We start from the raw sequence: 25,419 nt of genomic DNA, 5'->3' as shown, positions 1-25,419 counted from the left end.
GTCAAACCTCCTTAAGAACGCGGGCCCGCCGGCGCAGGGCGGCGAAGAAGCCGTCGATGGCCTCCCACGCCTCCCGCCCGCCGTCGAAGCCCTTCCAGTGCAGCCGTACGAGGCCGACGAGCCGGTAGCAGGCGTCGATCGGCACGAGATGGCAGGAGAACGACCCGTCCGGCGCCCGGTCCACCAGCAGCGCCTCGACGTCGGGCTCGGCGTCCGCCAGCGCCGGGTTGGCCGCGAGCACGCGCTCCCAGGTCGCGAGCGGGAGCAGCGACTCGGTCGCCCCGGCCGGGCTGGGATAGAAGGCCACGGTCCGGTCCAGCGAGGAGTTGCGGAAGAAGAACGCCGTACGCACCGGGATGCCCAGCTCGTCCCAGTCGGCGGGGGAGACCCGGAAGGCCGGCGCGTAGAGGTAGCGGTCGGGAACGGCGCGGTAGCGTCCCCCGCCCGGCCGGACGAACAACAGGCGGCAGCCCCGGCAGACGCACATCAGCGCCCTGGTCTCCAGGTCCACGACGTGCCCGTGCTCCGCCTCCACCGGGTCGGCGCACATCTCGCACAGCTCCGGCACTCCGGCCGGTTCGCGGAAGCGGCGAAGGCCGGTGCTCATGACGGGCGCCTGCCTATCTGCAGCAGCGTCACGGCGCTCTCGACGTCCACCCGCGTCACCTCGGGGGCCGCCCGGGCGATGGCGCGCTCGATCGACTCGGTGACCGTGACCCGCGACGAGGGACAGCCGCAGGACCCCTCCAGGCGCAGCCGTACGACGCCGTCCTCGACGCTCACCAGCTCGGCGGGGTGGCCGTCGAGGGCGGCCCGCACCCGCTCGGCCGTGGTCAGCGGGTGCAGGTCGTGCAGCACGAGCAGGCCCGAGACCAGCGGGTCCTCCACCAGCCCGCGCAGCGCGCCGGCCGCCCCGGCCTCGGTGACGATCGCCATGACCCGTTCGAGACCCGCGCCGTACAGGCCGACGACCTCCCGCACGAGCTCCTCGGCCCCGGCCCGGGCTCCTTCGCCGGTCAGCTCCGCGATGAGCCGCTCGATCCGCTCGCCGGTGGCGGCGACGTCGTGGGTCATGGCGTCCCCGTGAAGGCGTGCGGGCTGTGCACCACGCGCAGCTGCCTGCCCCGGCCCAGGTACATGTGGACGCCGCAGGGCAGGCAGGGGTCGAAGCTGCGCACAGTGCGCATGATGTCGATGCCCTTGAAGGTCTCCGGCGGGTTCTCCTCGAAGATCGGCGTGTTCTGCACCGCGTCCTCGTACGGCCCCGGGGTGCCGTTGAAGTCGCGCACGCTCGCGTTCCACGGCGTCGGCGGGTACGGGTGGTAGTTGGCGATCTTCCCGTCCCTGATCACCATGTGGTGGGACAGGACGCCCCGCACGGCCTCGGTGAAGCCGCAGGAGATCGCCTCGTCGGGCACGGTGAACGGCGACCACGTCTGGGTGTGCCCCTGACGGACCTCGCCCAGCGCCTGCTCCGCGAAGTGCAGCGCGCACGCGGCGGCGTACGCCTGGAAGTACGTCCTGGCCCGGTTGCGCTCGACGGCGTTGGACAGCAGCTCCCCGTCGCGCCGGGGAATCCGCCACTCGAAGGTCTTGTCCGGCAGGCTCGCCGTCTTCGGCAGGTTGATCTCCACGCTGTGCCCGGTGGACCTGACGTAGCCGATGTCCACCAGCTCCGACAGCGCGGTGACCCACAGGCGGGCGAGCGGCCCGCCGCCGGTGTCGAGCGCGAGCAGGTCCCGCCCGTCGAACCAGCGGGGCGACATCACCCAGCTGTACTTGTCGCCGAAGTCCCGCTTCTGCGGATGCGGGATCGTGTGCTGGTTCCACGGATGGCGGATGTCCACCGGGTTGCCCAGCGGGTCCTCGGTGACGAACGGCTCCTGGTCGGCCCAGTCGTCGTAGTAGGAGCTGCCGAGCAGGATGCGGATGCCGAGGTTGATGTCCACCAGGTCGTTGGTGACGAGCTTTCCGTCCACCACGATTCCCGGGGTGACGAACATCCTGCGGCCCCAGTCGTTCATGTTCCGGTAGTCGAAGTCGCAGTGCTCGGGGTCCTGGAAGCTGCCCCAGCAGCCGAGCATGACCCGTCGCCGGCCCACCTGCTCGTAGCCGGGCATCGCCTCGTAGACGAAGTCGAACAGGTCGTCGTGCATGGGGACGACCCGCTTCATGAACTCGACGTACCGCATCAGGCGGGTGAGGTAGTCGGTGAACACCTGCACGGTCGCGACCGTGCCCACCCCGCCGGGGTAGAGCGTGGAGGGGTGCACGTGCCTGCCCTCCATCAGGCAGAACATCTCCCGGGTGGTGCGGCTCATCGCCAGCGCCTCGCGGTAGAACCCGCCCTCCAGCGGGTTCAGCGAGCGCATGATGTCGGCGATCGTGCGGTAGCCGTGGTCGGCCGCGTGCGGCGCCTCGGTCCGCTCGGCCCGCGCCAGCACGCCCGGGTTCGTCTCGCGGACCATCTTCTCGCAGTAGTCGACCCCGACCAGGTTCTCCTGGAAGATGTTGTGGTCGAACATGTACTCGGCCGCCTCGCCGAGGTTGATGATCCACTCGCCGATGTGCGGCGGGCGCACGCCGTACGCCATGTTCTGGGCGTAAACCGAGCAGGTGGCGTGGTTGTCGCCGCAGATCCCGCAGATCCTGCTGGTGATGAAGTGGGCGTCGCGCGGGTCCTTGCCCTTCATGAAGATGCTGTAGCCACGGAACACCGACGAGGTGCTGTAGCACTCCGCGACCTCGCGGTTGGCGAAGTCGACCTTCGCGTAGATGCCGAGACTGCCGACGATCCTGGTGATCGGGTCCCAGGCCATCTCGACCAGTTCGCGTTCCCGGGTCGTCATCGTCAGCTCCAGGGGGCCTTGTAACCGGTGAGCAGTCGGCGGCCCTTCGCGCGCCACTTCGGCTCTTTGTCGACCGTCTTGAACGTGATGCTCCGCAGCGTGCGGATCACCGTGCCGTACGCCGCGCTCGCGGTCGACGAGACGCGGGCGCCGGGCGGCTCGTCCATGAACGGCATGAACTTGTCGGGGAAGCCGGGCATCGTGCACGCGATGCAGATGCCGCCCACGTTGGGGCAGCCGCCGACGCCGTTGATCCAGCCGCGCTTGGGCACGTTGCACTTGACGACCGGCCCCCAGCAGCCGATCTTCACCAGGCACTTCGGCGAGCCGTACTCGGTGGCGAACTGGCCCTGCTCGTAGTAGCCGGCCCGGTCGCAGCCCTCGTGCACGGTCTGACCGAACAGCCACGTCGGGCGCAGCGCGTGGTCCAGCGGGATCATCGGCGCCTGCCCGGCGAGCTGGTAGAGCAGGTAGAGGATCGTCTCCGACAGGTTGTCCGGGTGGATCGGGCAGCCGGGCACGTTGACGATGGGCAGCCCGGCCTTCGACCGCCAGTCCCAGCCCAGGTAGTCGGCCACGCCCATCGCCCCGGTCGGGTTGCCCGCCATCGCGTGGATGCCGCCGTACGTCGCGCAGGTGCCGGCGGCGAGCACGGCGGTCGCCTTCGGCGCGAGCCGATCGAGCCACTCGCTGGTCGTCATCGGCTGGCCGGTGTCGGGGTTGTTGCCGAACCCGCACCAGTAGCCCTCACGCTTGATCGACTCGTTGGGGATCGATCCCTCGATGACCAGCACGAACGGGTCGAGCTCACCCCGGTCTGCCTTGAAGTACCACTCGATGAAGGTGTCCGCGCCCTGCATCGGGCCGCACTCGAAGTCGATCAGCGGCCAGTGGACCGCGACCTTGGGCAGGCCGGGCAGCGCGCCGAGCACGATCTCCTCGATGCTCGGCTGGGTCGCGGCGGTGAGCGCGACCGAGTCGCCGTCGCAGCTCAGCCCGGCGTTTATCCACAGGATGTGGACGACGGGCTCGTTCTGTCCGTCAGCCGTCATCGTTGTCACCGGCCTTCGCCAGGGCTTGCTGGGTGAGCTCCCAGAGCGCGTGGTAGACGGTGGTCTGGGCCTCCTGGATCCGGTGGACCGAGGCCGAGGGCACCACGAACAGGTGGTCGATGGTGCCGAGCTCGGCCATCTGGCCGCCGCCGTAGCCGGCCAGCCCGACCGTGAGCATGCCGCGCCGCTCGGCCTCCTCGAACGCGGCGATGAGGTTGCGGGAGTTCCCGCTGGTCGACAGGCCGAGCGCGATGTCCCCCGCGAAGGCGGACGCCGCGAGCTGCCGGGCGAAGACCACCTCGAAGCCGATGTCGTTGGCCAGCGCCGTCACGACCGCGATGTCCGCCGTGAGGGCGAACGCGGGAAGAGGCCGGGCAGGACCCCCGTGGTTGAGGAAGCCGGGATTCATGAAGAGCGTGGCCACGTCCTGGGCGTCGGTCGAGCTGCCACCGTTGCCGAAGGCGAACAACCGGGCCCCCGCCGCGAACGACTCCGCCATGGCCTGCGCGCAGGCGGCGATCCGGTCGCCGTCGCGCTCCAGCACCGTCCGGCGCAGGGTGACGATCTCGTCGACCTTCTCCACCGTCGACTGACGTACGGAGGTCATGACCGCGTCGAGGTCGGTGGACTCCGAGTAGAGGAAGGGGTAGAGCGCCTCCATGTCGTCGGTCACGGCCGCTCCACCTCCCGCGCCACCGCGATGACCGCGATGGCCTCCTTGGCGTGGACCAGGATCGTGTCGCCGACCCCGGCGTCCACCAGGGCGACGCTGACCACCTCCCGGCCGTGTTCCCTGCTGGGGCCGGTGTCGACGAGCGCGAGGTCCTGCTCCAGGAGCCGTACGACGGTCACCGCGACCGCCTCGTCGGAGCAGGTGACGCAGGTCTCGCCGGGGCAGTTCACGAGATCACCCGCGGGTCGAGCACACCCGGCTGCTCGAAGAACACGTGCACCAGCTCCCAGAGGATGTGGTAGGTGGTGACGTGCACCTCCTTGACCACGCGGGGATCGGCGGAGCGGGCGATCAGGACATGGTCCACGGCCGGGCTGCGGCCGATCGGCCCGCCGTCGTCGCCGCCGGTCAGCGCCAGCGTGAGCAGGCCGAGCCGGTGTGCCGCCTCCAGGCCACGGAGCACGTTCACGCAGCGGCCGTCGGGCGAGACGCCGAGGGCGATGTCCCGCGGCGCGGCGAGACGGCGAAGCTGGTGGGCGAAGACCTCCTCCAGGCCCGCCGCCGCGGCCACTCCCGTGATCGTCGCCACGTCGCTCGTGAGCGAGAACGACGGGAGCGCCCGTTTGCCCACGATCACCGGATGGACGAACTCCACCGAGATGTGCTGGGCGTCGGTGGCGGCCTCGCCGTTGCCGAAGACGATGAGCCTGCCGCCGCCGTGGAAGCGCGTCGCCATCGCGTGGCAGGCCCTGGCCACCGCGTCGGCCTCGTCGGCCAGGCCGAGCGCCGGGCCCACGCGGCGCGCGAAGACCTCCGGAACACGTGCAAGGACCGCCTGGTCCATCCCGGACCACTTCCCCCGGATCGCGTCATCCCATAGGGAAAACCCCTGGTTAACGACCGTACGCCGAGCCGGGACGGGGGGAATCAACAGATGTCGGTGATTTCGTAAACATCACTACAGTCCGCACACGCCGACGGCCCCGGCCGGGCCGGGGCCGTCGGCGGGCACGGTCTATCCGACGCTCTTGCGGCGGTACAACGCCACCGCGGCCATGACGCCGACGGCGGCGAGGACCACCTGGATGATCAGTTCGATCCAGTCGATCCCGGGAGTGGTGGCGACTCCCAGGCCTCGGGCGATCGCCGTGCCGATGAGAGCGGCGATGATGCCGATGATCACGGTCAGCCAGATCGGGATGGCCTGGCGTCCGGGGACGACCAGCCGGCCGAGCGCGCCGATGATGAGTCCGATGATTATGGCGGAGATGATGCCGCTGACGGCCATGCTGCCATCCTCCCTAGTGTTCGGTGCCTCCCTTCTGCCCAGCCAAAACCGGACAAAACCCGACAAATAGGGAGGGTCACGTGCCGTCCGCGATGTGGTTCTCCCAGGCCCACGCGGCGATCTCGACCCGGTTGCGCAGGCCGAGTTTGGCCTGGACGCCGGCCACGTGGCTCTTGACCGTGCTCAGCGAGATGAACAGTTCGGCGGCGATCTCCTGATTGGTGCGCCCCCTCGCGACCGCCCTGACGACCTCGATCTCCCGCTTCGAGAGCGGATGGTCCGCGGACGGCCTCGCGGCCGCCGCGGCGGCCGTCAGGTGACGCAGCAGCCGCAGGGTGACCGACGGGGAGACCAGCGCGTCCCCGTGGTGGGCGGCCCGCACGGCCTCCACCAGCAGGGCGGGGCCGCAGTCCTTGAGCACGAAGCCGGTCGCGCCCGCCCGCAGCGCGCCGTGGACGTACTCGTCCAGGTCGAAGGTGGTGACCACGACTACCCGCAGCGGCTCGGGGACGCCCGGCCCGGCCAGGGCGCGGGTGACCGCGATGCCGTCGAGCCGGGGCATCCGCACGTCCACCAGGCACACGTCCGGCCGCAGCCGCCGGGCCGCCTCGACGGCCTCGGCTCCGTCGGCCGCCTCGGCGACCACCTCGATGTCGGGCTGGTCTTCCAGGATCAGCCGCAGGCCGCCGCGGACCATCGCCTGGTCGTCGGCCACCAGCACCCTGATCGTCATCGCTGGTCACATCGCTGGTCACGCCCGGGGACCGGCAGAGTCGCGAGCACCGACCAGCCGGACCCGGGACGCGGCCCGGCCCGCAGCGTGCCGCCGAGGGCCTCGACCCGCTCGCGCATCCCGAGCAGGCCGTACCCGCCGCGCTGGTGGTGCCGCGCGGGGCCGCGCGGCGAGTCGTCGGCGACCTCGACGGTGACGGCCTCCCGGTCCCGCTCCACGCTGACCGTGACCGAGCGGGCCTGCGGGGCGTGGCGCGCGATGTTGGTCAGCGACTCCTGCACGACCCGGTAGACCGTGCCGGTCACCTCGGGCGGCCACGCGGCCGTCTCCTCCTCGTCCGGCAGCCGCGCGCGTACGGCGCGGCCGTCGGCCTCGAAGCGTCCGACCAGCTCGTCCAGCCCCGCGGGTGCGGCCGGGCCTGCGGGGTCACCGGGGTCGCGCAGCAGGCCGACGACCCGGCGCATCGCGGCCAGCGCGTCGGAACCGGCGGCCTCGATGTCCGCCAGGGCGCCGCCGACCTTCTCGGGACTCCTGCGCGCCACGATCCGGGCGGCCTGGGCCTGCACCACGATGCCCGTGACGTGATGCGCGACGACGTCGTGCAGCTCGCGGGCGAGCGCCAGCCGCTCGGCGCGGCGCACGGCCTCGGCGGCGGCCCGCCGGCGGGCGTCGAGCAGCCGCGGCACCAGCCCGGCCACGACGCCCGCGAGCCAGGCCGCCACGTTCAGCGCGGTGACGGAGGGAACCCCGGCGGTGAGCGCGTGCGCGGACAGCAGGCTGCCCACCGCCACGGCGAGGCCGCCGCCCGCCACGGCGCGGGCGACGTGCACGGGCAGCACCCGCACCGCCGAACCCACCAGCACCGACAGGCCCAAAGCCATGCCGGGGCCGGGCTCGCTCGGCAGCCCGGCGAACCGGGAGGCCAGGACGGCGGTCGCCGCGACGGCCAGGCCGGCCACGGCCGCCCGTGTGCGGTCGAGCCGGCGTGCGAGGGCGGCGGCGCAGACCACTGCCCCCGCGGCGCAGCCGAACCGCCAGTAGCCGCCGCCCCAGCTGTCCGCGACCCGGGAGGCCCAGAAGGCCAGCACCACCGCGAACACGACACCAAGCCCGATGTCGGCCGCCCATCTCCGCACCCGCACGATGCGAGGCTACGAGATCGGCCGTTCGCGCAGAACCGGCCGAAAGTACGGTTGCGACCGGCCTGATTCCCGCTTCCGGCCGGTGCCGGAGCCGGGCGGTCGCCGCGCACCATGAGGCCCCATGAAACGTGAACGCATCGTCGCGCTCGACGTGGTCCGCGGGTTCGCGCTGTGCGGGATCCTGCTGGCCAACGTCAAACCGATCGCCCACCTCGGCGACCTCATGTCGCCCGGCGAACCCGCGACCCCCGACGACGCCTGGATGGGGCTGCTGGTCGAGCAGCGCTTCTTCCCGATCTTCTCCCTGCTGTTCGGGGTCGGGTTCTCGCTGCTGCTGGAATCGGCCACGGCCCGGGTCGCCCGGCCGCGGCTGGTCCTGGCCCGCCGGCTGCTCGTGCTGCTCGCGGCCGGGCTGGCGCACTTCTTCCTGCTGTGGCCCGGCGACATCCTCAGCACGTACGCCGTCGTCGGGCTGCTGGTGCTGCTGCCCTCAACGTGGCTGCCGCGCCCGGCCGTCGCCGTGCTCGCCCCCGCGCTCGTCACGGCGTCGCTGATCCTCGGAGGCGAGAGGTTCCTGCTGGTCGCCGGGCTGTTCCTGCTGGGGTCCACGCTGACCCGGTACGGCGTGACCGCCCGGATCGAGCGGTCCGTCCGGGCGCCGGCCGTCCTCGGCCTGACCTTCGCGGCGCTCGCCGCGCCCGTCCTGTGGTGGCAGACCCGGCTGGGCGGCGGAGACCCCGGCTTCAGCCGCGTGCTGGCGCTCGGCGGGCTGCTGGTCGCCGGGGTGTACGTCTGCGCCCTGCTGGTGCTGCTCGCGACGCCGCTGCGGCCGGTGTTGGCGGCCCTGTTCGCGCCGCTGGGGCGGATGGCGCTGACGAACTACCTGACCGCGACGGTCCTCGTCCTGCTGATCGCCCGCGTCGGCGGCGGCCCGGCGGACGCCTGGTCCTCGGCGCGGGTGGCCCTGACCTCGGCCGCCGTCCTCGCCGTCCAGTGGCTGTGGTCCACGCTCTGGCTGCGCCGGCGCCCGTACGGCCCGCTGGAGTGGCTGTGGCGGCGGGCCACCTGGGCAGGGGCGCGATGAACGCCGCTCAGGAGCGCGGCGGCGCGGTGCTCTCCCGGACGACGAGGGTGGTCGCGAGCTCGACCCGGTGCTGTTCGAGGTGCCCGCCGTCCGCGAGGGCCAGGACCATCCGCGCGGCGGCGGCCCCCATCTGCACGAGCGGCTGCCGTACGGTCGTCATGGGCGGCCCGGTCCACTGCGTGAACGACAGGTCGTCGAACCCGACGACGCTCAGGTCCTCCGGGATACGCAGCCCGGCCCGCCTGGCCGCCTCGTACACGCCGAGCGCCTGCAGGTCGTTGGCGGCGAAGACGGCGGTCGGGGGATCGGGCAGGCGCAGCAGCTCGGTCCCGTCACGCAGGCCGCCCTCCACGTAGAGCGTGCTCACGCGCACGAGCGCGGGGTCCACCGGCACGCCCGCCGCGTCCATCGCGGCACGGTAGCCGTCGAGCCGCGCACGGCAGCACGGCCACTGGGTGGGCCCGCTCAGCATCGCGATGCGGCGGTGGCCGAGATCGAGCAGGTGGCGGGTGGCGGCCATCCCGCCGCTCCAGTTGGTGGCGCCGACCGACGGGGTCTGGTGCAGCGGCTCACCGGTCGGATCGAGCACGACCAGGGGGATCGAGCGGGTGGCCAGCTGCGACTGCTGCTGCACGGTGAGCTCGGAGAAGACCGCCACGACCCCGGTGGGACGGCGGGCGAGCACCTGCTCGGTCCACGCCCTGCCCGGGGTCAGCCTGCCCTCCATCTCGGTCAGCACCACGGCCAGCTCGTGCTCCCGCGCGACCTGCTCGACGCCCTGGATGATCTCCAGTGCCCACAGGCTCTCCAGGGCGTGGAAGACGAGTTCGAGGATCGCCGCGGGTTCGCTGTCGCGCCGCCGGTAGCCGTGCTCCCGCAGCACCGCCTCCACCCGCTGCCGGGTGGCCAGGGCGACTCCCGCATGACCGTTGAGCACCCGGGAGACGGTCGGCGCGGAGACTCCGGCCAGGTGGGCGATCTCGGCCACGGTCAGCCTCTGACGCGGAAGCTCCCCGTCGAGGGCCGGGTCGGTCGAGGTCACGGCGACAGTCTATTTCCCCGGGCTGTTTCCCCGGGTCCTTCGGCCCTACCGCGGACGCCGGAAGGGACGGACCGTGAGAAACAGGGGCGAAGGTCAGGGGTGACTGTCGTGTTCGTCGATCGTCGGGACGCCGGGCTGCGCCTGGGCGAGCGGTTGCGCGGACTCCCCGGCGCGGAGGACGCGGTCGTCCTCGGGCTGCCGCGCGGGGGTGTGCCGGTCGCGTTCCATGTCGCCAGGGCCCTCGGCGCCCCTCTGGACGTGATCGTCGTACGCAAGCTGGGCGTGCCGTACCAGCCGGAGCTGGGCTTCGGCGCCATCGGCGAGGGCGGGGTGCGGGTGCTCAACCCCGACGTCCTGCGGCTCGCCAACGTCAGCCGCGACGAGATGGCAGAAGTGGAGCGGCGTGAGCGGGCCGAACTGGAGCGCCGGGCACGACGTTTCCGGGGTGACCGCACGCCCGTGGATCTGGCCGGCCGTACCGTGATCGTGGTGGACGACGGCATCGCGACGGGCGGGACGGCGCGCGCCGCCTGCCAGGTCGCCCGCGCCCACGGAGCCTCCCGGGTGGTGCTCGCGGTGCCGGTCGGCGCCCCGGAGACGATCGCGAGCCTGCGCAGGGACGCGGACGAGGTCGTCTGCCTCGACACGCCCGATCACTTCTACGCGATCGGCGCCTGGTACGACGACTTCAGCCAGACGCGGGACGAGGACGTGATCGAGTGCCTGCGGCAGGCGGCGGGCTGATCGGCAGCCTCGTCAGGGGCTCTCGGGCAGCCGCTCCCAGCTGTGCTCGACCCGGGCGTCGGGCCCGGGGTAGTAGCACAGGGTCTCCCGCTCCTCGTCGAGCCATCGCACCAGGTAGGGCGGCGAGCCGTCCGTGTGGTAGAGCGCCACGACGATCCCGATGCGGCCCGCCCTGCCCGTGCGGATGCTCTCCACGATCAGGTGGTCGCCGACGAACGCCTTCATCGTCAGCCGCCCACCGGGGTCGCGACCTCGGTCGTGATCGGCGTCCAGCGGTGCGCCAGGCGCGCGGTGAGGGAGGTCATGGTGGTGTACTCCAGGTCCTCCAGCGGCAGCCGGTGCGGCTCGAACGGCCCGTGACGGCGCAGGTAGTCCATCACCTCGACGGCCTGCCGCCGGGCTCCGTCGAAGGCCGGGTCGTCGAACATGTCGCGCGGGCCGAGCAGCCTGCCGTCCTTGATCTGGAAGCCGAGCGCGACCACCCGCGGCGGGCCGTCGAACCGCGACGGGTGCGCCTGCCCGACGGACACCGGCATGAACGGCGCGTGGTGCGAGCCGCGCATGCACCCGGCCACCGAGTACGCGAAGGCGAACGGCTCCAGCGCCTCTCCCACGGCCGGCAGGCCCGACTGGCAGCGCACGATCAGCACCGGATCGTCCTTGCCGACGTACCGGCCGGCGATCAGCGACAGCCGCTGGGTGCTGGTGGCCGCCGCGGTCGTGCCCAGCGTCTTGGAGCGCACGCCGCGGATGACGTAACGCGACGGGGCGCCGATGTACATGAGCATGTCGTACAGGTCCGCCGGGCAGTCGAAGACGATGCGCCGGTCCTCGCGCAGGTCGTACACCTCGAAGGCGAACCCGGCGTGCATCTTCTCGTCGATGACCAGTCCGGCGGTGTTGGACGGGTCGGCGAACATCTTGTAGAGCGGGAGGTTCCAGGCGCCCGGCTCGGTCTTGTCCGCCAGGAAGCACAGAACCGGTTCGGATGGCCGCTCCTCGAACTCCAGCTCGGCGTAGCCCGGGCCCATGCCGCGCAGGTTGCCGGAGAAGGCGTCCGACAGCAGGTCCTGGCCGGCGCCGTACAGGCCGAGTTCCTTGGCGAGGTGGGTGGTCGCCTGGAAGGTGTCCCAGGCGAAGGAGTGGATCAGCCCCGCCTCCTGGCCGTAGGTGTGGGTCATGATGAGCGAGATGTCGTCGCCGCAGCTGTCCACGTGGCCGTCGATGAGGAGCCCGGAGGACTTGGCCCGCTCGATCTCCCGCCTGGCCTCGGCCATCAGCCGGGGATGGACGGCGGTGTGGCCGACGAACCCCCCTGTATCGGCCTTGATGATGCTCAGCGTGATCATACGGATCACCTCCATCTCCACGTTTATTCGGACTTAGAGGGATAAATAGGGCATTAGGTCACAAAGCAGGGCGGACTTCCGTACGAGGGGGAGGGCCCGCCATGAGAATCAAAGATCTGATGTCCACGCCCGTGGTCGTCGTGCCGCCGATCACGCCGGTGCGGGACGTCGCGCGGCACATGGACTACTCGGGGGTCGGGTGCGTCGTCGTGTCCGAAGGACGGGGGGTCGCGGGGGTCGTGACCGACCGGGACCTCGCCCTGCGCGTGCTCGCCCAGGGCGGGGACGGGGACACGCCGGTCGGCCGGGTGATGTCGGAAAGTCCCGTGGTGGTGCGGCCGGAGGACGAGGTCGAGGTGGCCTTCGACGTGTTCCGCCACCACGCCTTCCGCAGGCTGCCGGTGGCCGACGAGGCGGGTGTGGTCGGCATGCTGACGATCGACGACCTGCTCCTCCAGATGCACCAGCTCACGGCTGACCTGCTCACACCCGTGGTGAAGGAGATCAGCGAACCGCAGCGGCAGAGCGACTAGATGTTCACGACCCTGCGGCGTACGGCGGAGCGCACGCCGCCCGGCCGCGATCGTCACGTCGACCTGCTGCGCGCCGTCGCGATCGCCCTGGTGGTGCTCGGGCACTGGCTGGCCGTCGTGGTGACGTACCGCGAGCGCGTCGGCGGCGGCACGGTCCTCGCGTTCGCCCCCTGGGCCCGGCCGCTCACCTGGCTGTTCCAGGTCATGCCGGTGTTCTTCCTGGTCGGCGGCTTCGCCAACGCCGCCTCGTACGACTCCCACCGGCGCCGCGGCGGCGGCGCGATCGGATGGTTCCTGGGCCGCACCGACCGGTTGATCCGCCCGACGACGGCGTTCGTCCTCACGCTGAGCGGCGCGGCCCTGCTCGCGGTCCTCCTGGGGACGGACCCCGCCACGGCCGGCCGGGGAGTCTGGCTCGCCTGCCTGCCGCTGTGGTTCCTCGCCGCGTACGTCACGGTCGTCCTGCTCACGCCTGTCCTGCTCGCGCTGCACCGCAGGGCGGGTCTCGCGGTGCCCGTCGTGTTCGCGGTGCCGGTGGCGCTCGGAGACGCGGCCCGGCTGCTCGGCGGCCCGGCCGTGATCGGCGCGGCCGGCTACCTGCTGGCCTGGGCGGCGGTCTACCAGCTCGGCATCGCCTGGCGGGAGGGGGCGCTGCCCGCCCGTCCCCGGGTCGCGGCGCCCATGGTCGCGGGCGGGCTGGCGGCGCTCGTGCTGCTCACCGTCCCGGGGCCGTACCCGGTGAGCATGGTGGCCGACCCCGGCGACCGCCTGCAGAACACCTCGCCGCCCACGCTCGCGCTGCTCACCCTGGCGGTCGCGCAGACGGGCGTCGCCCTGCTGCTGCACGAGCGCGGCGGGCGCATGCTGCGGCGCAGGCGCCCGTGGACGGCCGTCGTCGCGACCAACTCCGTGATCATGACGGTGTTCCTCTGGCACATGACCGCGGTCGTGATCGCCGTGCCCGCCCTCTACGTCACCGGCCTGCTGCCGCAGCCACCGCCGGGATCGGCCGCCTGGCTGCTCCTGCGCGTGCCCTGGCTCGCGTTCCTGACGGCGGTCCTCGCGGTCCTCGTCGCCGTGTTCGGCCGGTTCGAACGGCGCGCGGGTCCCTGCCCGGCGCCCGGCCGGCCCGTCGGCGTGGGCGCCGCGGCCGTCACCGTCGTGGGCGCCGGTCTGGTCGTCGCGGGCCTCCTCGGCGCGGCGCTCATCGGCTCGGACCGTCTGCCCACGCCGATGCTCCCGGTCTACCTCGCCGGAGCCGCGCTGCTGCGGATGGCGCGAGCGCCGCGGGTCATGCGCGCCTCACCCGCCGGGTAGGGCGACTTGTCCTGATAAATCCGTGTCAAGTGACCTTGGTTGGGCAGCAGTGGGGGCGTGTCCGACAGCGGTCTTTCCCCAGGAAGCGGCATCTCCAGCGTGTTCCCCTCGCTCCCCGGCCAGAGCGAGACGACGCCGGAGCCGGCCGGCTCTCCGGCGGCCCCCGACCGGTCCCGGGACGGCGTGAACCCGCAGGACCACGACCACGGCATGCCAGCCGACCGGCCGTTCGGCCTGCCGGGACGCCCGCTGCGTGGCAACCCGTTCATGTTCGGCCTGATCGGCGCCCTGGGCGTGCTCACCGCCTGGCTCCTGGTCCAGGCGATCGCCAGCGCGGGCTCGGCGATCGTGCTGATCGTGGTCTCCCTGTTCCTGGCCATCGGCCTCAATCCCGCGGTCGAGGCGCTCCAGCGGCGCAACCTGTCGCGCCGTCTCGCGATCACGATCGTGTTCGGGTCGGTCATCGCGTTCTTCGTGGTCTTCGGGCTCGCGGTCGTGCCGCCGCTCACGGAGCAGACCACCGGGTTCGTCCGGCAGCTGCCCGACTACGTGCAGCAGCTCCAGAACCATCCGGTGATCCGCTCGGTGGACGAGCGCTACCAGATCCTCGACAAGATCCAGCAGTACGTCGCGGGCGGCGGGCTCGCCACCCAGATGTTCGGCGGTCTCCTCGGCGTGGCGAGCATCGTGATCAGCGCGCTGTTCAGCGGCTTCACCGTGCTCGTGCTCACGCTCTACTTCCTGGGGTCGCTCAACTCCATCAAGGAGACGGCCTACCGGTTCGTGCCCCGCTCACGCCGTACGCGGGTCCGCCTGCTCGGGGACGAGATCATCAACCAGATCGGCGGCTACGTCGCGGGCAACCTGATCATCTCGCTGATCGCCGGAGTGGTGACCTTCCTGTTCCTGTCCATGCTGAAGGTGCCGTACGCGCTCGCGCTGGCCATCTTCGTCGCGGTCACGGACCTGATCCCGCTGGTGGGCGCGGTCATCGGGGCGGTGGTGGCCTCGGGCGTGGGCTTCCTCGCCTCGGTGCAGGTCGGCATCGCCTGCGTGGTCTTCTTCGTCGTCTATCAGCAGGTCGAGAACTACTGGATCTCCCCGAAGGTGTTCAAGTCGTCGGTCGACGTACCACCCGTGGCGACCATCGTCGGGGCGCTTCTCGGCGGGGCGCTGCTCGGCATCGTCGGAGCCCTGCTCGGCATCCCGCTGGCGGCGGCCCTGCTCCTCCTGGCCCGCGAGGTGGTGCTGCCCCGCCAGGACCGGCTGTAGCGCTTTTCCCGGGAGCGCGCCCGTGTGAAGCTCGGATCATGCGACTGCCGTACCGGATCGCGGGGCTGTGGGTGCGCGTGGTGCTGCTCGTCGTCCTGCTGTGGGGCGCTCTGGTGACCGTGCTCAGTCTGACGCCGCGCGAGCGCACCCTCGCGGACTTCCACACGGCGCTGCGAGCCGGGCAGGTCACGTACGTGCTCCACCGGGGGGACCCGGTGGACCTGCGCTGGTCGACGGGCCCCCTGTTCTGGTACCACGCCGACCAGTCCGAGCCCCACACCCGCAGTCACCTCTTTCACGATCTCGATGCCGCTGTTCCCCGCCCGGAGGCCGCGCCGGCTCAGTCCCGCTGGGGGTTCTTCTCGGGCTGGCCGTTCCGGGTGCCGGTCCGCGGCGCGGCCTGGCCCGTCGGCGTCGCCTGGATCGCCACGCTCCTCATCATGCTGGGCATGGGACGGCGCAGGCTGGGGAACACATGGGCCTGGTTCTGGCTGTTCACGGTCGGCGAGGTGGGCGCGATGCTGTTCCTCCTCCTCGAACCCCGATCCCTGTGGAATGGGCTGGAGCCGCAGGAACCGGTCGCCAACCCCATGAGCGGAGGTCGCGGCTGCGGCCTGGCCCTCTTTCTCAGTGTGGTGATCCCCATCCTTGTCGCGGTCGGGCTCTCTTACGTGTTCCACGCCCTGCTCGATCTCCTGCCGCTCTTCCCATGAGGCCGTGACGGGACGCGAGCTTGTAGCTCCAACAAATCGCCTGGTGAGGTTGCTCAAGGTGCGTCGGCTGGGAGAAAATTCATACAGGTTTTCGAATTCATTGAGGAGGCGTGATGGATCTGCTCGATCAGGATGCTGTCCCTCCTCGTCGTTCGAATGATGGTGATGACGGCTGGTGGGATCGGCTGACTGCCGATTCTCCTTTATGGTCGTCCGACGGCTCGGCGGCCCGCGACGAGCATGTGGAAAACGACCCGCCCACCGGCAGTGGGACCGTCGGCAGTGGGACCACCGATGGCCGGGGCCGGTCGTCGTGGGTGCTGGTGGGGTCGGTTCGTGAGTCGGCGCAGGCGTTGGCGCTGGCGCCGGTCCCCGACGATGCGGACATCTGCCTGGCCGAGGCCGAGGACCTGTTGTTCGCCCGGGATCGCATCACGTCTGCTCTTGCGGATCGGGTGGGTCGGGTGCATCGGGCGGGGCAGGCCAAGCAGCACGGGCATGCCTCCACCCGTAGCTGGCTGCGTACCTCGGGCGGGATGACGGTGGCGGGTGCGGGCCGGCTGCTGACGTTGGCGGTGGAGCTGGCCCGCCTGCCCCTCGTGCGGGAGAAGTTCGCTACGGGTGCGTTGGCGGCGGGGGCGGCCGAAGCCATCTGCGGGGCGATCTCCGGGTTGTCGGATGAGCAGGCCGCGCTGGCCGAGCCGGTCCTGGTGGAGCTGGCGGCCAGGGCGGGTGCGGCGGAGGTGGCCAAGGCGGGCCGTTATCTGCGGGCGGTGCTGGACCCCGATGGTGCGGACCGCGATGAGCGGGCCGACTACGGGCGGCGGTTCCTGCGGGTCCGCCCGGGTAAGGGCGGCGGGCTGGAAGGGGAGTTCTATCTGCCGCGTGAGCATGCCGCCCGGTTGCAGGCGTTGCTGGATGCCTACGCCCGACCGCGGGCGGAGGGTGATGACCGTCCGCTGCGGGTGCGTCAGGCGGATGCGTTCATGGCGTTGCTGGAGGAGAAGATCGCCGCCGAGCTCCTGGTGCTGGTCAACGCCGAATCCCTCCCCACCGACCCCGTGGCCGGTCCCACCCCCGGCACCGATCACCCCGAAAGCGCCGCAAACACTCAGGACGCCGAGGCGGCCGGGGCCAGCCGGGACTCCCGGCACGCCGAGGACGCGCAGGCGGAGACCAGCCACCGGAGCGAGCCGCAGCAGAGCTCACCGAAGCAGTGGGAGTCACAGCGAAGCTCGCCACAGCGGCAGGAGCCGCAGTCGTGCCAGTCGCGGTGGGGGCAGTCGCGGTGGGGCGAGTGGCAGTCGCCTGATCCTCCCGGAGACACCTCTGCTCACACCTACGCCGGGCCTCGGCCTGCGGGGGTCGGAGGGCTGCCAGGGGCGAGGCTGGGCGCGCTGTCGGGCCCACTGTCGGGAACGGCGCCGGGGTTGCTGCTGGCGACCGGGCAGGTGCTGCCCATCTCCGCCGTGCACCGGCTGGCCCGCACCTCCACCCTCGTGCGCCTGGTCATGGACGCCGAGGGACAGGTCCTGGACATGGGCCGCGAGGTCAGATTGGCGACTCCGGCGCAGCGGCGGGCGATCTTCGCCCGCTACGCCACCTGCTGGATCGACGGCTGCCCCCTGCCCGCCACCAGGTGCCAGGTCGACCACGCCGACAACTGGAGCACCGGCGGCCTGACCGACCTCAAATTGCTCGGCCCGGCCTGCCAGTTCCACAACCGCGACCGCTACCACAATCCCGACCGCTACACCCGCCACAAGGTCGGCACAGCCCGCTGGGCCTTCACCTACCACCCGGCCCGCCCGGCCCGCACCAGGCGGCTGCGGATATAGCGGCCCGCGAACGGTGAGCCTGACGCTGAGGCACACGCTGAAGCTCCGCACATCCGAGCGGGGTGCCGTACGGTTGTGCGGAGCCGGCGGGCTGCAAAGTGCGCGAGCTGTGCACGTGCTGTCAGGTGCTGTGCACGCGACTAGCGGGCCTCGACGGTGAACGTCGTGGTGAGGACCCGGCCCTGTGCGTCGCGGAACTGTCCCCACAGGCGGTACAGGCCGGGGCGGGGGAACCGGGCGTGCAGGCCGAGTTCGGGCCCGAAGGTCTGACCCGGGAGGGCGAAGACGGGGCGGCCCTGGTCGTCCTCGACCTCCGCGTGCTCGTGGGCGAATCCCTCGCCGTCGAGCGGCATGATCACCACGTGCCCGGCGGCGGCCAGGTAGGGGCGCAGGCCGGAGACGGGCCTACCGGTCGAGGCGTCCGCGAAGCGGAAGGTGAGGTCGCTCCTGCCGCCCGCTTCGGCCTCGCCGTCGAGGGTGACCCGGAGGCCGCCGACGACCTGCTCGCGGGGAGACGGAGCCGTCATCCCGGAGGTGACGAAGGCCTCCGGGCGGCCGATCGTGATCTCCTGGTGGTCGAGCACGTCGGTCATCTCCCCGCGCCGCCGGAACTCGGCGTTGACGAGGTAGCGGCCGGCAGTGGGGAAGGTCAGCCGGACGGAGAACTCGCCGGGCCGGCCCGTGGGCTCGGGGTGGGCGTGGGAGAAGGTGCCCAGGTCCGAGCGGGTGGTGATGAAGTGCATCCACGCCTCGTGGCTGCGTACGACGTCGTCGACGGGACGGCGGGTCGCGGGATCGGTCAGCTGGATGCGGACGGTGGCGGGGACACCGGGGGTGACGTCCCGGGGGATCCGGATGTCCATCCGGACGCCGGCGTCCTCGGCGGGAACGGGTTCGGTCTCGGCCGTCATCATCACGCTCATGGCGGGCCGCATGGGCATGCCGGTGTCCTGCGCCCAGGCGAGCACGCCGTTCATGCCGCGCTGCGCCGCCTCCGTACGGCTGAGCGCGGTGAACCCGGCGCCCACGGCCAGCGCGAGGCAGGCGATGCCGGTGAGGTAGCCCCAGTCGGCGAGCCGGGAAACGGCGGAGCCGGGCCGGAAGCGGCGCAGGCGCAGCGCGTTGGTGACGACGCTCACCGAGCTCATCGCCATCGCGGCGGCGGCGAGGGAGGGGTCGAGGAGCACGCCGTTGAAGGGGTACAGCACACCGGCGGCGACCGGGATCAGCAGCACGTTGTACGCGAACGCCCAGGCCAAGCCTTGCTTGATGGTGGTCACGGTGCGCCGGGACAGGTCGATGGCCGAGACGATGCCGCGCAGGTCTCCGCCCACGAGGGTGATGTCGGAGGCGGCGATGGCGACGTCGGTCCCGGTGCCGATGGCGATGCCGAGGTCGGCCGTCGCCAGCGCGGGGGCGTCGTTGATCCCGTCGCCGACCATGGCGACGACCGCGCCGTTCTCGCGCAGGGCGGCCACGCGGACCGCCTTGTCCTCGGGCCGTACGTCGGCGATGACGTGGTCGATGCCGACCTGCCGGGCGACGACGTCGGCGGTGACCCGGTTGTCGCCGGTCAGCATCCACACCTCCAGGCCGAGCGCGCGCAGCCGGTCGACGGCCTCGCGCGATTCGGGCCGGATCGTGTCGGCCACTCCGATCAGTCCGGCGAGGCGGCCGTCGAGGGCGACATACACGGGGGTCGCTCCCTCGGCCGCCGCCGCGGCGGCCACCTGCTCCAGCTCGCCGACGCCCACGTCGTGGCGGCGCATGAGCGCGGCGTTGCCGATGAGCACGGCCCGGCCCGCCACCCGGGCCTCGATGCCGTGACCGGGTACGGCGTCGAACCCCTCAACCCCGGGCAGGCGGAGCCCGCGGTCCCGGGCGCGCGTCACGATCGCCTCGCCGAGAGGGTGCTCGGAGCCCGTCTCGGCCGCGGCGGCGTACGCGAGAAGCTCGTCGGCGTCCCCGCCCGTGACGGCGGCGAGGTGGGTCACCTCGGGGCGGCCCCGGGTGATCGTGCCGGTCTTGTCCAGGACGACCGTGGTGAGGCGGCGGGCCTGTTCGAGCGCGTCGCCACCGGAGATCAGGATGCCCAGCTCGGCCGCTTTCCCGGTGCCGACCATGATCGCCGTGGGAGTGGCCAGGCCGAGCGCGCACGGACAGGCGATGATCAGCACGGCGATGGCGGTGCCGATGCCGAAGGTGAGCCGTCCCTGGTCGGGGCCGAAGACCGCCCAGACGGCGAAGGTGAGCACGGCGATGCCGATGACGGCGGGCACGAACCACCCGGACACGGTGTCGGCCAGGCGCTGCAGGGGCGCCTTCGACCCCTGTGCCCGCTCGACCAGCCGCACGATCTGCGCCAGCGTCGTGTCCTGCCCGACGGCGGTGGCCCGCATCACGACCGAGCCGGTCCGGTTGATCGTGGAGCCGATCAGCGGGTCGCCCTCACCCCGGCGCACCGGCATGCTCTCGCCGGTGATCATGCTCTCGTCCACGGTGGAGACGCCGGCGGTGACGACGCCGTCGACGGGGATCTTCTCGCCCGGGCGGATCCGGACGAGGTCGCCGACGGCGACGTCCTCGACCGGGACCTCGATCTCGGCGTCCCCGCGCAGGACGCGGGCCGTCTTCGGCCGCAGCCCGAGCAGCTCCCTGATGGCCGACGTCGTACGCTTCTTGGCCCTCGCCTCCATCCACCGGCCCATGAGGACGAGCGCGATGACGACGACGGAGATCTCGAAGTAGACGTGCAGCGGCAGCCCCAGCCGCTCCGCCGCCGCCGGCCACAGCGTGACGAAGGCGCTGTAGCCGTACGCCACCGTCGTGCCCAGGGCGACGAGCGTGTGCATGTTGACCGCGCCGTGCCGGCCGGCCGCCCAGGCGGCGCGGTAGAAGGGACGGCCCGCCCAGAACTGCGCGACCGTCGCGACGACCAGCAGCAGCGGCATCAGCCAGTCCATCGCGTCGATGGGCAGCGGCAGATACATCAGCACCATCATCGACAGCCCGGCGGCGAGGGTGACCTGCCAGGTGCGCTTGAGCCGGACGACCTCCCCGTCCTGCTCCCCGTCCTGCTCGCCGTCCGGCTCCGGGTCAGGTTCCGGTCCCGGCTCCGGCTCGGTGGTCCGGGCGGTGTATCCGGCTCGTACGACCGACTCGGCGAGCATGTCGACAGTGACGCGGGCGGGGTCGTAGGTGACGGTGGCGACCTCGGTGGCGAGGTTCACCTCGGCCGCCTCCACGCCGTCGACGCGGGTGAGGGCCTTCTCCACCCTGCGGACGCAGGACGCGCACGTCATGCCGCCGATGTCCAGCGCCCGCACGGTCGTCATGACCGTCATCGCTTCACCTCCTGGTTGAATGCTTCGAGGCGACGGTCCCGCCCGGCGCTTTCCCCCCGCTGCCCGTCTGCTGTCGGCCCCTGTCGGCACCTGTCGGCCGTGTCGGGCTCGGGACAGGGGCCGGACAGCGCCGCCCGGCATGGTCTTCTCATCCGGGCCGTACGGAGCGGCCCGCGACGCGAAGGAACGAACGATGAACCAGCTCGTGCTGTCCGTGCCGGCCATCAGCTGCGGCCACTGCGTCAAGGCGATCACGGAGTCCGTCGGCGAGGTGCCCGGCGTCGGCTCGGTGGCCGTCGACCTCACCGCCAAGACCGTCGTGGTCACCGGCCCCGCCGGCCGCGACGCCGTCTGCGCGGCCATCGCCGAGGCCGGCTACGAGGTGGCGGCGTGACCGGCCACACCGACTACGACACGCTGGTCGTCGGTGGCGGGCAGGCCGGGCTGGCGCTGGGATACCACCTGCGCCGCGCGGGTGTGCGGTTCGCCATCCTCGACGCGCACGAACGGGTCGGAGACGCATGGCGCCACCGGTGGGACTCGCTCACGCTGTTCACGCCCCGCCGGTACGACGGGCTGCCGGGCCTGCCGTTCCCCGGAGACCCGGACGGCCATCCGGACAAGGACGAGGTCGCCTGCTATCTGGAGGCGTACGCGGAGCGGTTCGCCCTCCCGGTGCACCTCGGCCGTCACGTCACGGCCGTGCGGCCCGAGGGGGAGCGGTTCCTGGTCGAGACCTCGGCGGGGGCCTATACGGCGTCCCGGGTCGTGGTCGCGGCGGGGGCGTTCCACACGCCGCGGACGCCCGCTTTCGCGTCGGGCCTCGACCCGAACGTCCCCCAGCTGCACAGCACGGCGTACCGCCGTCCGGAGCAGCTCCCCATGGGCGAGATCCTGGTCGTCGGCGCGGGCAACACCGGTGTGCAGATCGCCGAGGAGCTCGCCGGCAGCGGACGGCGGGTCCGGCTTTCGGTCTCGTCGATGGGCCGGGTGCTGCCGCAGCGCGTGCTGGGCCGTGACCTGTTCTGGTGGTTCTCCCAGCTGGGCTTCATGGACATCCGCGGGGACAGCCGGATCGGGCGCCGCGTCAGAAGCCGGGAGCTGATCATCGGGACCGACGTGAAGCGGCTGCTGCGGCGGGTGGAGCGGGTGGACCGCGCCGTGGACGCCGAGGGGCGGGACGTCGTCCTGGCGGACGGCCGCCGCGTCCGCCCCGACGGCGTCGTCTGGGCCACCGGCTTTCGCGCGCACTATCCCTGGCTGCACGTGCCGGTGCTGGACGAGCAGGGGGCGCCGGTGCACCGCGAGGGCGTCACGGCCTGGCCGGGGCTGTATTTCCTCGGTCTGCCTTGGCAGCGGGCCCGCGGCTCGTCCGTGCTGGGATGGGTGGGGCGCGACGCGCACGCCCTGGCCGAGCGGCTGACGGCCGCCGCCGATATTCCCGGCAAAACGCTCATCGCCCCTTAATATGGGGCAGTCCCGGCGGGGCCGGGGATGACGAGGAGTGACATGCCGAACACCGCCGTGACGTTCGCGGTTCTCGGGCCCACAGAGGTGCGGGGGTCCGACGGCTCCCCGGCGGCGCTGCCGCCGTCCGTGCGGGCGCTGCTGGCCCGGCTGGCCCTGTCCCGTGGCCGCGTGGTGCCGGTGGACGCCCTGACGGACGCGTTGTGGGGCGACGAGGGCGAGGACCTGCCGGCCGACGCGGCGAACGCCCTGCAGATCCGGGTGTCCAAGCTGCGCCGCGCCCTCGCCGCCGCCGGGCTCGGCACGGACGTCCTGGTCACGCAGGCCCCCGGATACCGGCTCGCCGCGTCCGCCGAGGCCGTCGACGCGCACGTGTTCGAGCGGCTGCTCGTCCGCGCACGCGAGGAGACGGCCGCAGGGAACGTCACCGCCGCCATCGGCTGCCTGGACGAGGCGCTGCGGCTGTGGCGGGGGCCCGCGCTGGCGGACGTCGGCCAGACGACGTGGGCGACGACGGAAAGCGCCCGGCTGGAGGAGCTGCGGCTGGGCGCGGTCGAGGACCGGATCGAGCTCCTGCTGGAGTCCGGCGGGCACAACGAGGCGGTCGCCGACATCGAACGCCTGGTGGCGCGGCACCCGCTGCGCGAGCGGCTGCACCGCCTGCTGATGCTCGCGCTGTACCGCGGCGGACGGCAGGCGGAGGCGCTGGCCGCCTACCAGGCGCTGCGCCGCGGTCTCGCCGACGAGCTCGGCATCGACCCGTCGCCGGAGCTGCAGGCGCTCGCCGAGGCGATCCTCCGCCAGCAGGTCCCGTCCGCCGGCGGGCCGCCCGCCGCCCCCGCCCGGGGACGGGCGCCGGAGAGCGCCGACCGGCTGCCACGGCGGCTGACGTCGGTGATCGGCCGCCAGGACGACGTGACGACGGCGCTGGAGCGGCTCGCGGAGGCGCGGGTGGTGACGCTCACCGGCCCGGGCGGGATGGGCAAGACGACGCTCGCGTTCGAGATCGCCCGCCGCGTGAACGAGACGCCGGACGAGACACCGGTCGGAACGCTGCTCGACCGGGTGCTGCTGGTCCGCCTGGCCGCCCTGGAGCCGGGGACGGACGTCGCCGGCGCCTTCGCCGCCGAGCTGGGTGTGATGACACAGGGCACCGGCGCGGCCGACGCGGTCGAGGAGCACCTGCGGGACGGGTGCACGCTGCTCGTGGTCGACAACTGCGAGCACGTGGTGGACGATGTGGCCGTTCTCGTGGAGCGGCTGGCCGCGGCCTGCCCGAGCCTGCGCGTGCTGGCCACCAGCAGGGAGGCGCTGGCGATACCCGGCGAGGTGCAGGTCGCGGTCGGCCCGCTCGGAGACGATCCCGCCGTCCGGCTCTTCGCGGAGCGGGCCCGTGCCGTACGGCCCTCGTTCACGCTCGACGCCGAGACCGCTCCCGTGGTGGCGTCCATCTGCCGCAGGCTCGACGGCATGCCGCTCGCCATCGAACTGGCCGCCGCCCGGGTCAAGGCGCTGTCTCCGGCCGACATCGAGGCCCGGCTGGCGGACAGGTTCTCGCTGCTGACGGCGGGACCCCGTACCGGCGAGGCCCGCCACCGCACGCTGCGCGCCACCCTCGACTGGAGCCACGATCTGCTGCCGGAGGCCGAGCGGCGGCTGCTGCGCCGCCTCGCGGTGTTCCGCGGCGGCTGGACCCCGGCCGCGGCGGAGGAGGTGTGCGCCTTCCCCGGAGAACGCGGCGGCGTCAGCCGCGGGGAGGTGCTCGACCTGCTGTTCCGGCTGGTCGACCGGTCCCTCGTGGTGCCGGAGCCGGCCACCGGGCGGTTCCGGCTGCTCGTCACCGTCCGCGACTACGCGTGGACCCGGCTGGAGGAGGCCGGCGAGGTCGCGGAGTGCCGCGACCGCCACCTGGCCCACTTCGTCCGCCTCGCCGAGGAGCACGGGCTGGGCGTCCGCGACCCCGCCGTCTTCGCCCGGCTGAACGACGACCACGACAACTTCCGCGCCGCCGTGGACCACGCGGTGAACGGCGGCGACGTCGAGAACGGCTTCCGGCTGGCCTGCGCGCTCGTATGGTTCTGGAACTACGGGATCCGCTACGAGGGCACGCGGGCGCTGACCATGTTGCTGGACACCGGTGGCGGCTCCACCGTCGCACGGGCCCGCGCGCTGCAGGGGATCGGGTTCCTGCACGTCTACTACCCGACCCCGCGATCCGTCGCCGCCGCCGAGGAGAGCCTCGCGGTCTTCGAGGAGATCGGCGACGTCCGCAATGCCGCGATCTCCCGGCTCGTCGTGGCCTGGGCCGGCCAGTACGGCGGAGACGCCGGGCGCTACCGGGCGATGATCGAGCGGAGCCGCCGCGACCTGGGTGACGCCGACGGCGGCTGGTGGCTGGGCATGAGCCAGTATCTGGAGGCCCTGCTGGCCCTTCGCCTGGGCGACTTCGCGACCGCGGCCGTCGAGTGGCGGCGCTGCCTCGAGCTGACCCGGCTCACGGGTGACCGGGTCATCGGCAGCGCGATCCTCGCGCACCTCGCCATCGCCCTGCGGGAGTCCGGACGGCGGGAGGAGGCTCTCGCCGTCCTGCGGGAGTCCGAGGACGACGTGCGCGGCCAGGGCTCCCTCCACGGGCTGGCCTTCGCCCTCGTGCACATGGCCCACACCCGGCTGGACCTGGACGAGCACGACGACGTGACGGCGCTGCTCGCCGAGGCCCGGCAGGTCGCTCGCCGGGCGCGCAACCCCCGCTGCCAGGCGTGGGCCGCGTGGGGCCGCGCCCGCATTGCGCGCGTGCGCGGGAAGGCCGACCTCGCCGCCCAGGAATGCCGGGACGCGGTGGCCCTGCTGAAGGAGGGCGAGTTCCCCTGGGCCAGGGCCCGCCTGTGGTCGTTCCTGGCCGACTGCGCCGCCGAGGCGGGACTTCCCGACGAGGCCGCCCGCGCCCGCGAGACGGCCGCTGCGCTCACGGACTGAGCT

At 72.5% G+C, this 25,419-nt stretch carries 24 protein-coding genes; 10 read left to right on the top strand and 14 right to left on the bottom strand.

Annotated elements, in window-relative coordinates; all coding sequences use genetic code 11:
• Position 1 precedes the first annotated feature (1 nt).
• From AAH991_RS06510 to AAH991_RS06465, 10 genes are all read right to left on the bottom strand, one after another.
• Positions 2-607 carry a DUF5947 family protein gene (locus AAH991_RS06510; protein WP_346224828.1) on the bottom strand — a complete coding sequence of 202 codons (606 nt, stop codon included), beginning with the start codon at positions 605-607 and terminating at the stop codon, positions 2-4.
• Complete coding sequence (locus AAH991_RS06505) at positions 604-1,074, bottom strand: NifU-related iron-sulfur-binding protein (RefSeq protein WP_346224827.1); 471 nt, start codon at positions 1,072-1,074, stop codon at positions 604-606. The genes AAH991_RS06510 and AAH991_RS06505 overlap by 4 nt, the downstream gene beginning before the upstream one ends.
• The gene (locus AAH991_RS06500) at positions 1,071-2,849 is read right to left on the bottom strand and encodes a nickel-dependent hydrogenase large subunit (RefSeq protein ID WP_346224826.1); all 1,779 of its coding nucleotides are present in this window, start codon (positions 2,847-2,849) and stop codon (positions 1,071-1,073) included. Before AAH991_RS06500 ends, AAH991_RS06505 begins: the two co-directional genes overlap by 4 nt.
• A gap of 2 nt (positions 2,850-2,851) precedes the next feature.
• Positions 2,852-3,901 carry an NADH-quinone oxidoreductase subunit B family protein gene (locus AAH991_RS06495; RefSeq protein ID WP_346224825.1) on the bottom strand — a complete coding sequence of 350 codons (1,050 nt, stop codon included), beginning with the start codon at positions 3,899-3,901 and terminating at the stop codon, positions 2,852-2,854.
• Positions 3,891-4,574 carry a D-sedoheptulose-7-phosphate isomerase gene (locus AAH991_RS06490; protein WP_346224824.1) on the bottom strand — a complete coding sequence of 228 codons (684 nt, stop codon included), beginning with the start codon at positions 4,572-4,574 and terminating at the stop codon, positions 3,891-3,893. The genes AAH991_RS06495 and AAH991_RS06490 overlap by 11 nt, the downstream gene beginning before the upstream one ends.
• Positions 4,571-4,804 carry a hydrogenase assembly protein HupF gene (locus tag AAH991_RS06485; protein ID WP_346224823.1) on the bottom strand — a complete coding sequence of 78 codons (234 nt, stop codon included), beginning with the start codon at positions 4,802-4,804 and terminating at the stop codon, positions 4,571-4,573. The genes AAH991_RS06490 and AAH991_RS06485 overlap by 4 nt, the downstream gene beginning before the upstream one ends.
• Positions 4,801-5,418 (bottom strand): D-sedoheptulose-7-phosphate isomerase, encoded by a 618-nt coding sequence (locus tag AAH991_RS06480; RefSeq protein ID WP_346224822.1) that lies wholly within the window; start codon positions 5,416-5,418, stop codon positions 4,801-4,803. Before AAH991_RS06480 ends, AAH991_RS06485 begins: the two co-directional genes overlap by 4 nt.
• Positions 5,419-5,589: 171 nt before the next feature.
• Complete coding sequence (locus AAH991_RS06475) at positions 5,590-5,862, bottom strand: GlsB/YeaQ/YmgE family stress response membrane protein (RefSeq protein WP_346224821.1); 273 nt, start codon at positions 5,860-5,862, stop codon at positions 5,590-5,592.
• A 76-nt stretch (positions 5,863-5,938) separates the two neighbouring features.
• Positions 5,939-6,595 (bottom strand): response regulator, encoded by a 657-nt coding sequence (locus AAH991_RS06470; protein WP_346224820.1) that lies wholly within the window; start codon positions 6,593-6,595, stop codon positions 5,939-5,941.
• On the bottom strand, positions 6,592-7,737 hold the full coding sequence (locus AAH991_RS06465) for a sensor histidine kinase (protein WP_346224819.1): 1,146 nt from the start codon (positions 7,735-7,737) through the stop codon (positions 6,592-6,594). Before AAH991_RS06465 ends, AAH991_RS06470 begins: the two co-directional genes overlap by 4 nt.
• A gap of 121 nt (positions 7,738-7,858) precedes the next feature.
• Between AAH991_RS06465 and AAH991_RS06460 the strand changes: the two genes are divergently transcribed.
• Positions 7,859-8,821 carry a DUF418 domain-containing protein gene (locus AAH991_RS06460; protein ID WP_346224818.1) on the top strand — a complete coding sequence of 321 codons (963 nt, stop codon included), beginning with the start codon at positions 7,859-7,861 and terminating at the stop codon, positions 8,819-8,821.
• Between the two features lie 7 nt (positions 8,822-8,828).
• On the opposite strand, the gene AAH991_RS06455 is transcribed toward AAH991_RS06460, so the two are convergent.
• A complete protein-coding gene (locus tag AAH991_RS06455; protein WP_346224817.1) occupies positions 8,829-9,863 on the bottom strand; it encodes a LacI family DNA-binding transcriptional regulator in 1,035 nt (344 codons plus the stop codon).
• 108 nt (positions 9,864-9,971) lie between these two features.
• On the opposite strand from AAH991_RS06455, the gene AAH991_RS06450 reads away from it, so the two are divergent.
• Positions 9,972-10,607 carry a phosphoribosyltransferase gene (locus AAH991_RS06450; RefSeq protein WP_346224816.1) on the top strand — a complete coding sequence of 212 codons (636 nt, stop codon included), beginning with the start codon at positions 9,972-9,974 and terminating at the stop codon, positions 10,605-10,607.
• Between the two features lie 12 nt (positions 10,608-10,619).
• On the opposite strand, the gene AAH991_RS06445 is transcribed toward AAH991_RS06450, so the two are convergent.
• Together AAH991_RS06445 and fbp are read right to left on the bottom strand one after the other, a co-directional pair.
• Positions 10,620-10,832, bottom strand: a complete 213-nt coding sequence (locus AAH991_RS06445) for a DUF1918 domain-containing protein (protein ID WP_346224815.1) — start codon at positions 10,830-10,832, stop codon at positions 10,620-10,622.
• Between the two features lie 2 nt (positions 10,833-10,834).
• On the bottom strand, positions 10,835-11,956 hold the full coding sequence (fbp, locus tag AAH991_RS06440) for a fructose-1,6-bisphosphate aldolase/phosphatase (RefSeq protein ID WP_346224814.1): 1,122 nt from the start codon (positions 11,954-11,956) through the stop codon (positions 10,835-10,837).
• A gap of 101 nt (positions 11,957-12,057) precedes the next feature.
• On the opposite strand from fbp, the gene AAH991_RS06435 reads away from it, so the two are divergent.
• The 5 genes from AAH991_RS06435 (at position 12,058) to AAH991_RS06415 (ending at position 17,629) form a co-directional block, all read left to right on the top strand.
• Positions 12,058-12,489 carry a CBS domain-containing protein gene (locus tag AAH991_RS06435; protein WP_346224813.1) on the top strand — a complete coding sequence of 144 codons (432 nt, stop codon included), beginning with the start codon at positions 12,058-12,060 and terminating at the stop codon, positions 12,487-12,489.
• Positions 12,490-13,806: an acyltransferase family protein gene (locus AAH991_RS06430; RefSeq protein WP_346224812.1), complete on the top strand. Its 1,317-nt coding sequence runs from the start codon at positions 12,490-12,492 to the stop codon at positions 13,804-13,806.
• A 57-nt stretch (positions 13,807-13,863) separates the two neighbouring features.
• On the top strand, positions 13,864-15,078 hold the full coding sequence (locus AAH991_RS06425) for an AI-2E family transporter (RefSeq protein ID WP_346224811.1): 1,215 nt from the start codon (positions 13,864-13,866) through the stop codon (positions 15,076-15,078).
• A gap of 38 nt (positions 15,079-15,116) precedes the next feature.
• A complete protein-coding gene (locus AAH991_RS06420; RefSeq protein ID WP_346224810.1) occupies positions 15,117-15,791 on the top strand; it encodes a hypothetical protein in 675 nt (224 codons plus the stop codon).
• 242 nt (positions 15,792-16,033) lie between these two features.
• A complete protein-coding gene (locus AAH991_RS06415) occupies positions 16,034-17,629 on the top strand; it encodes an HNH endonuclease signature motif containing protein (protein ID WP_346224809.1) in 1,596 nt (531 codons plus the stop codon).
• Between the two features lie 140 nt (positions 17,630-17,769).
• Here AAH991_RS06415 and AAH991_RS06410 read toward each other — a convergent pair whose 3' ends face one another.
• Positions 17,770-20,973, bottom strand: a complete 3,204-nt coding sequence (locus AAH991_RS06410; RefSeq protein ID WP_346224808.1) for a heavy metal translocating P-type ATPase — start codon at positions 20,971-20,973, stop codon at positions 17,770-17,772.
• Positions 20,974-21,166: 193 nt separating this feature from the next.
• On the opposite strand from AAH991_RS06410, the gene AAH991_RS06405 reads away from it, so the two are divergent.
• The 3 genes from AAH991_RS06405 to AAH991_RS06395 are packed head-to-tail and all read left to right on the top strand — an operon-like array spanning position 21,167 to position 25,416.
• Positions 21,167-21,367, top strand: a complete 201-nt coding sequence (locus AAH991_RS06405; protein WP_346224807.1) for a heavy-metal-associated domain-containing protein — start codon at positions 21,167-21,169, stop codon at positions 21,365-21,367.
• The gene (locus AAH991_RS06400; RefSeq protein ID WP_346224806.1) at positions 21,364-22,440 is read left to right on the top strand and encodes a flavin-containing monooxygenase; all 1,077 of its coding nucleotides are present in this window, start codon (positions 21,364-21,366) and stop codon (positions 22,438-22,440) included. Before AAH991_RS06405 ends, AAH991_RS06400 begins: the two co-directional genes overlap by 4 nt.
• A gap of 42 nt (positions 22,441-22,482) precedes the next feature.
• Positions 22,483-25,416: an AfsR/SARP family transcriptional regulator gene (locus AAH991_RS06395; RefSeq protein WP_346224805.1), complete on the top strand. Its 2,934-nt coding sequence runs from the start codon at positions 22,483-22,485 to the stop codon at positions 25,414-25,416.
• The last annotated feature ends 3 nt before the right edge of the window (positions 25,417-25,419 follow it).

The sequence above is a fragment of the Microbispora sp. ZYX-F-249 genome (assembly GCF_039649665.1).
GTDB classification, from domain to species: domain Bacteria; phylum Actinomycetota; class Actinomycetes; order Streptosporangiales; family Streptosporangiaceae; genus Microbispora; species Microbispora maris.
Note: the sequence above shows the minus strand (reverse complement) of the source record. Positions and strands in the feature narration are given on the sequence as shown.

What these genes read in the sequence shown, in the direction of transcription:
- AAH991_RS06460 (WP_346224818.1), top strand. Translation starts at nt 7,859, where the DNA reads ATGAAACGTGAACGCATCGTCGCGCTCGACGTGGTCCGCGGGTTCGCG.
- AAH991_RS06495 (WP_346224825.1), bottom strand. Translation starts at nt 3,901, where the DNA reads ATGACGGCTGACGGACAGAACGAGCCCGTCGTCCACATCCTGTGGATA.
- AAH991_RS06410 (WP_346224808.1), bottom strand. Translation starts at nt 20,973, where the DNA reads ATGACGGTCATGACGACCGTGCGGGCGCTGGACATCGGCGGCATGACG.
- AAH991_RS06435 (WP_346224813.1), top strand. Translation starts at nt 12,058, where the DNA reads ATGAGAATCAAAGATCTGATGTCCACGCCCGTGGTCGTCGTGCCGCCG.
- AAH991_RS06505 (WP_346224827.1), bottom strand. Translation starts at nt 1,074, where the DNA reads ATGACCCACGACGTCGCCGCCACCGGCGAGCGGATCGAGCGGCTCATC.
- AAH991_RS06405 (WP_346224807.1), top strand. Translation starts at nt 21,167, where the DNA reads ATGAACCAGCTCGTGCTGTCCGTGCCGGCCATCAGCTGCGGCCACTGC.
- AAH991_RS06510 (WP_346224828.1), bottom strand. Translation starts at nt 607, where the DNA reads ATGAGCACCGGCCTTCGCCGCTTCCGCGAACCGGCCGGAGTGCCGGAG.
- fbp (WP_346224814.1), bottom strand. Translation starts at nt 11,956, where the DNA reads ATGATCACGCTGAGCATCATCAAGGCCGATACAGGGGGGTTCGTCGGC.
- AAH991_RS06445 (WP_346224815.1), bottom strand. Translation starts at nt 10,832, where the DNA reads ATGAAGGCGTTCGTCGGCGACCACCTGATCGTGGAGAGCATCCGCACG.
- AAH991_RS06470 (WP_346224820.1), bottom strand. Translation starts at nt 6,595, where the DNA reads ATGACGATCAGGGTGCTGGTGGCCGACGACCAGGCGATGGTCCGCGGC.
- AAH991_RS06420 (WP_346224810.1), top strand. Translation starts at nt 15,117, where the DNA reads ATGCGACTGCCGTACCGGATCGCGGGGCTGTGGGTGCGCGTGGTGCTG.
- AAH991_RS06475 (WP_346224821.1), bottom strand. Translation starts at nt 5,862, where the DNA reads ATGGCCGTCAGCGGCATCATCTCCGCCATAATCATCGGACTCATCATC.
- AAH991_RS06500 (WP_346224826.1), bottom strand. Translation starts at nt 2,849, where the DNA reads ATGACGACCCGGGAACGCGAACTGGTCGAGATGGCCTGGGACCCGATC.
- AAH991_RS06430 (WP_346224812.1), top strand. Translation starts at nt 12,490, where the DNA reads ATGTTCACGACCCTGCGGCGTACGGCGGAGCGCACGCCGCCCGGCCGC.
- AAH991_RS06395 (WP_346224805.1), top strand. Translation starts at nt 22,483, where the DNA reads ATGCCGAACACCGCCGTGACGTTCGCGGTTCTCGGGCCCACAGAGGTG.
- AAH991_RS06480 (WP_346224822.1), bottom strand. Translation starts at nt 5,418, where the DNA reads ATGGACCAGGCGGTCCTTGCACGTGTTCCGGAGGTCTTCGCGCGCCGC.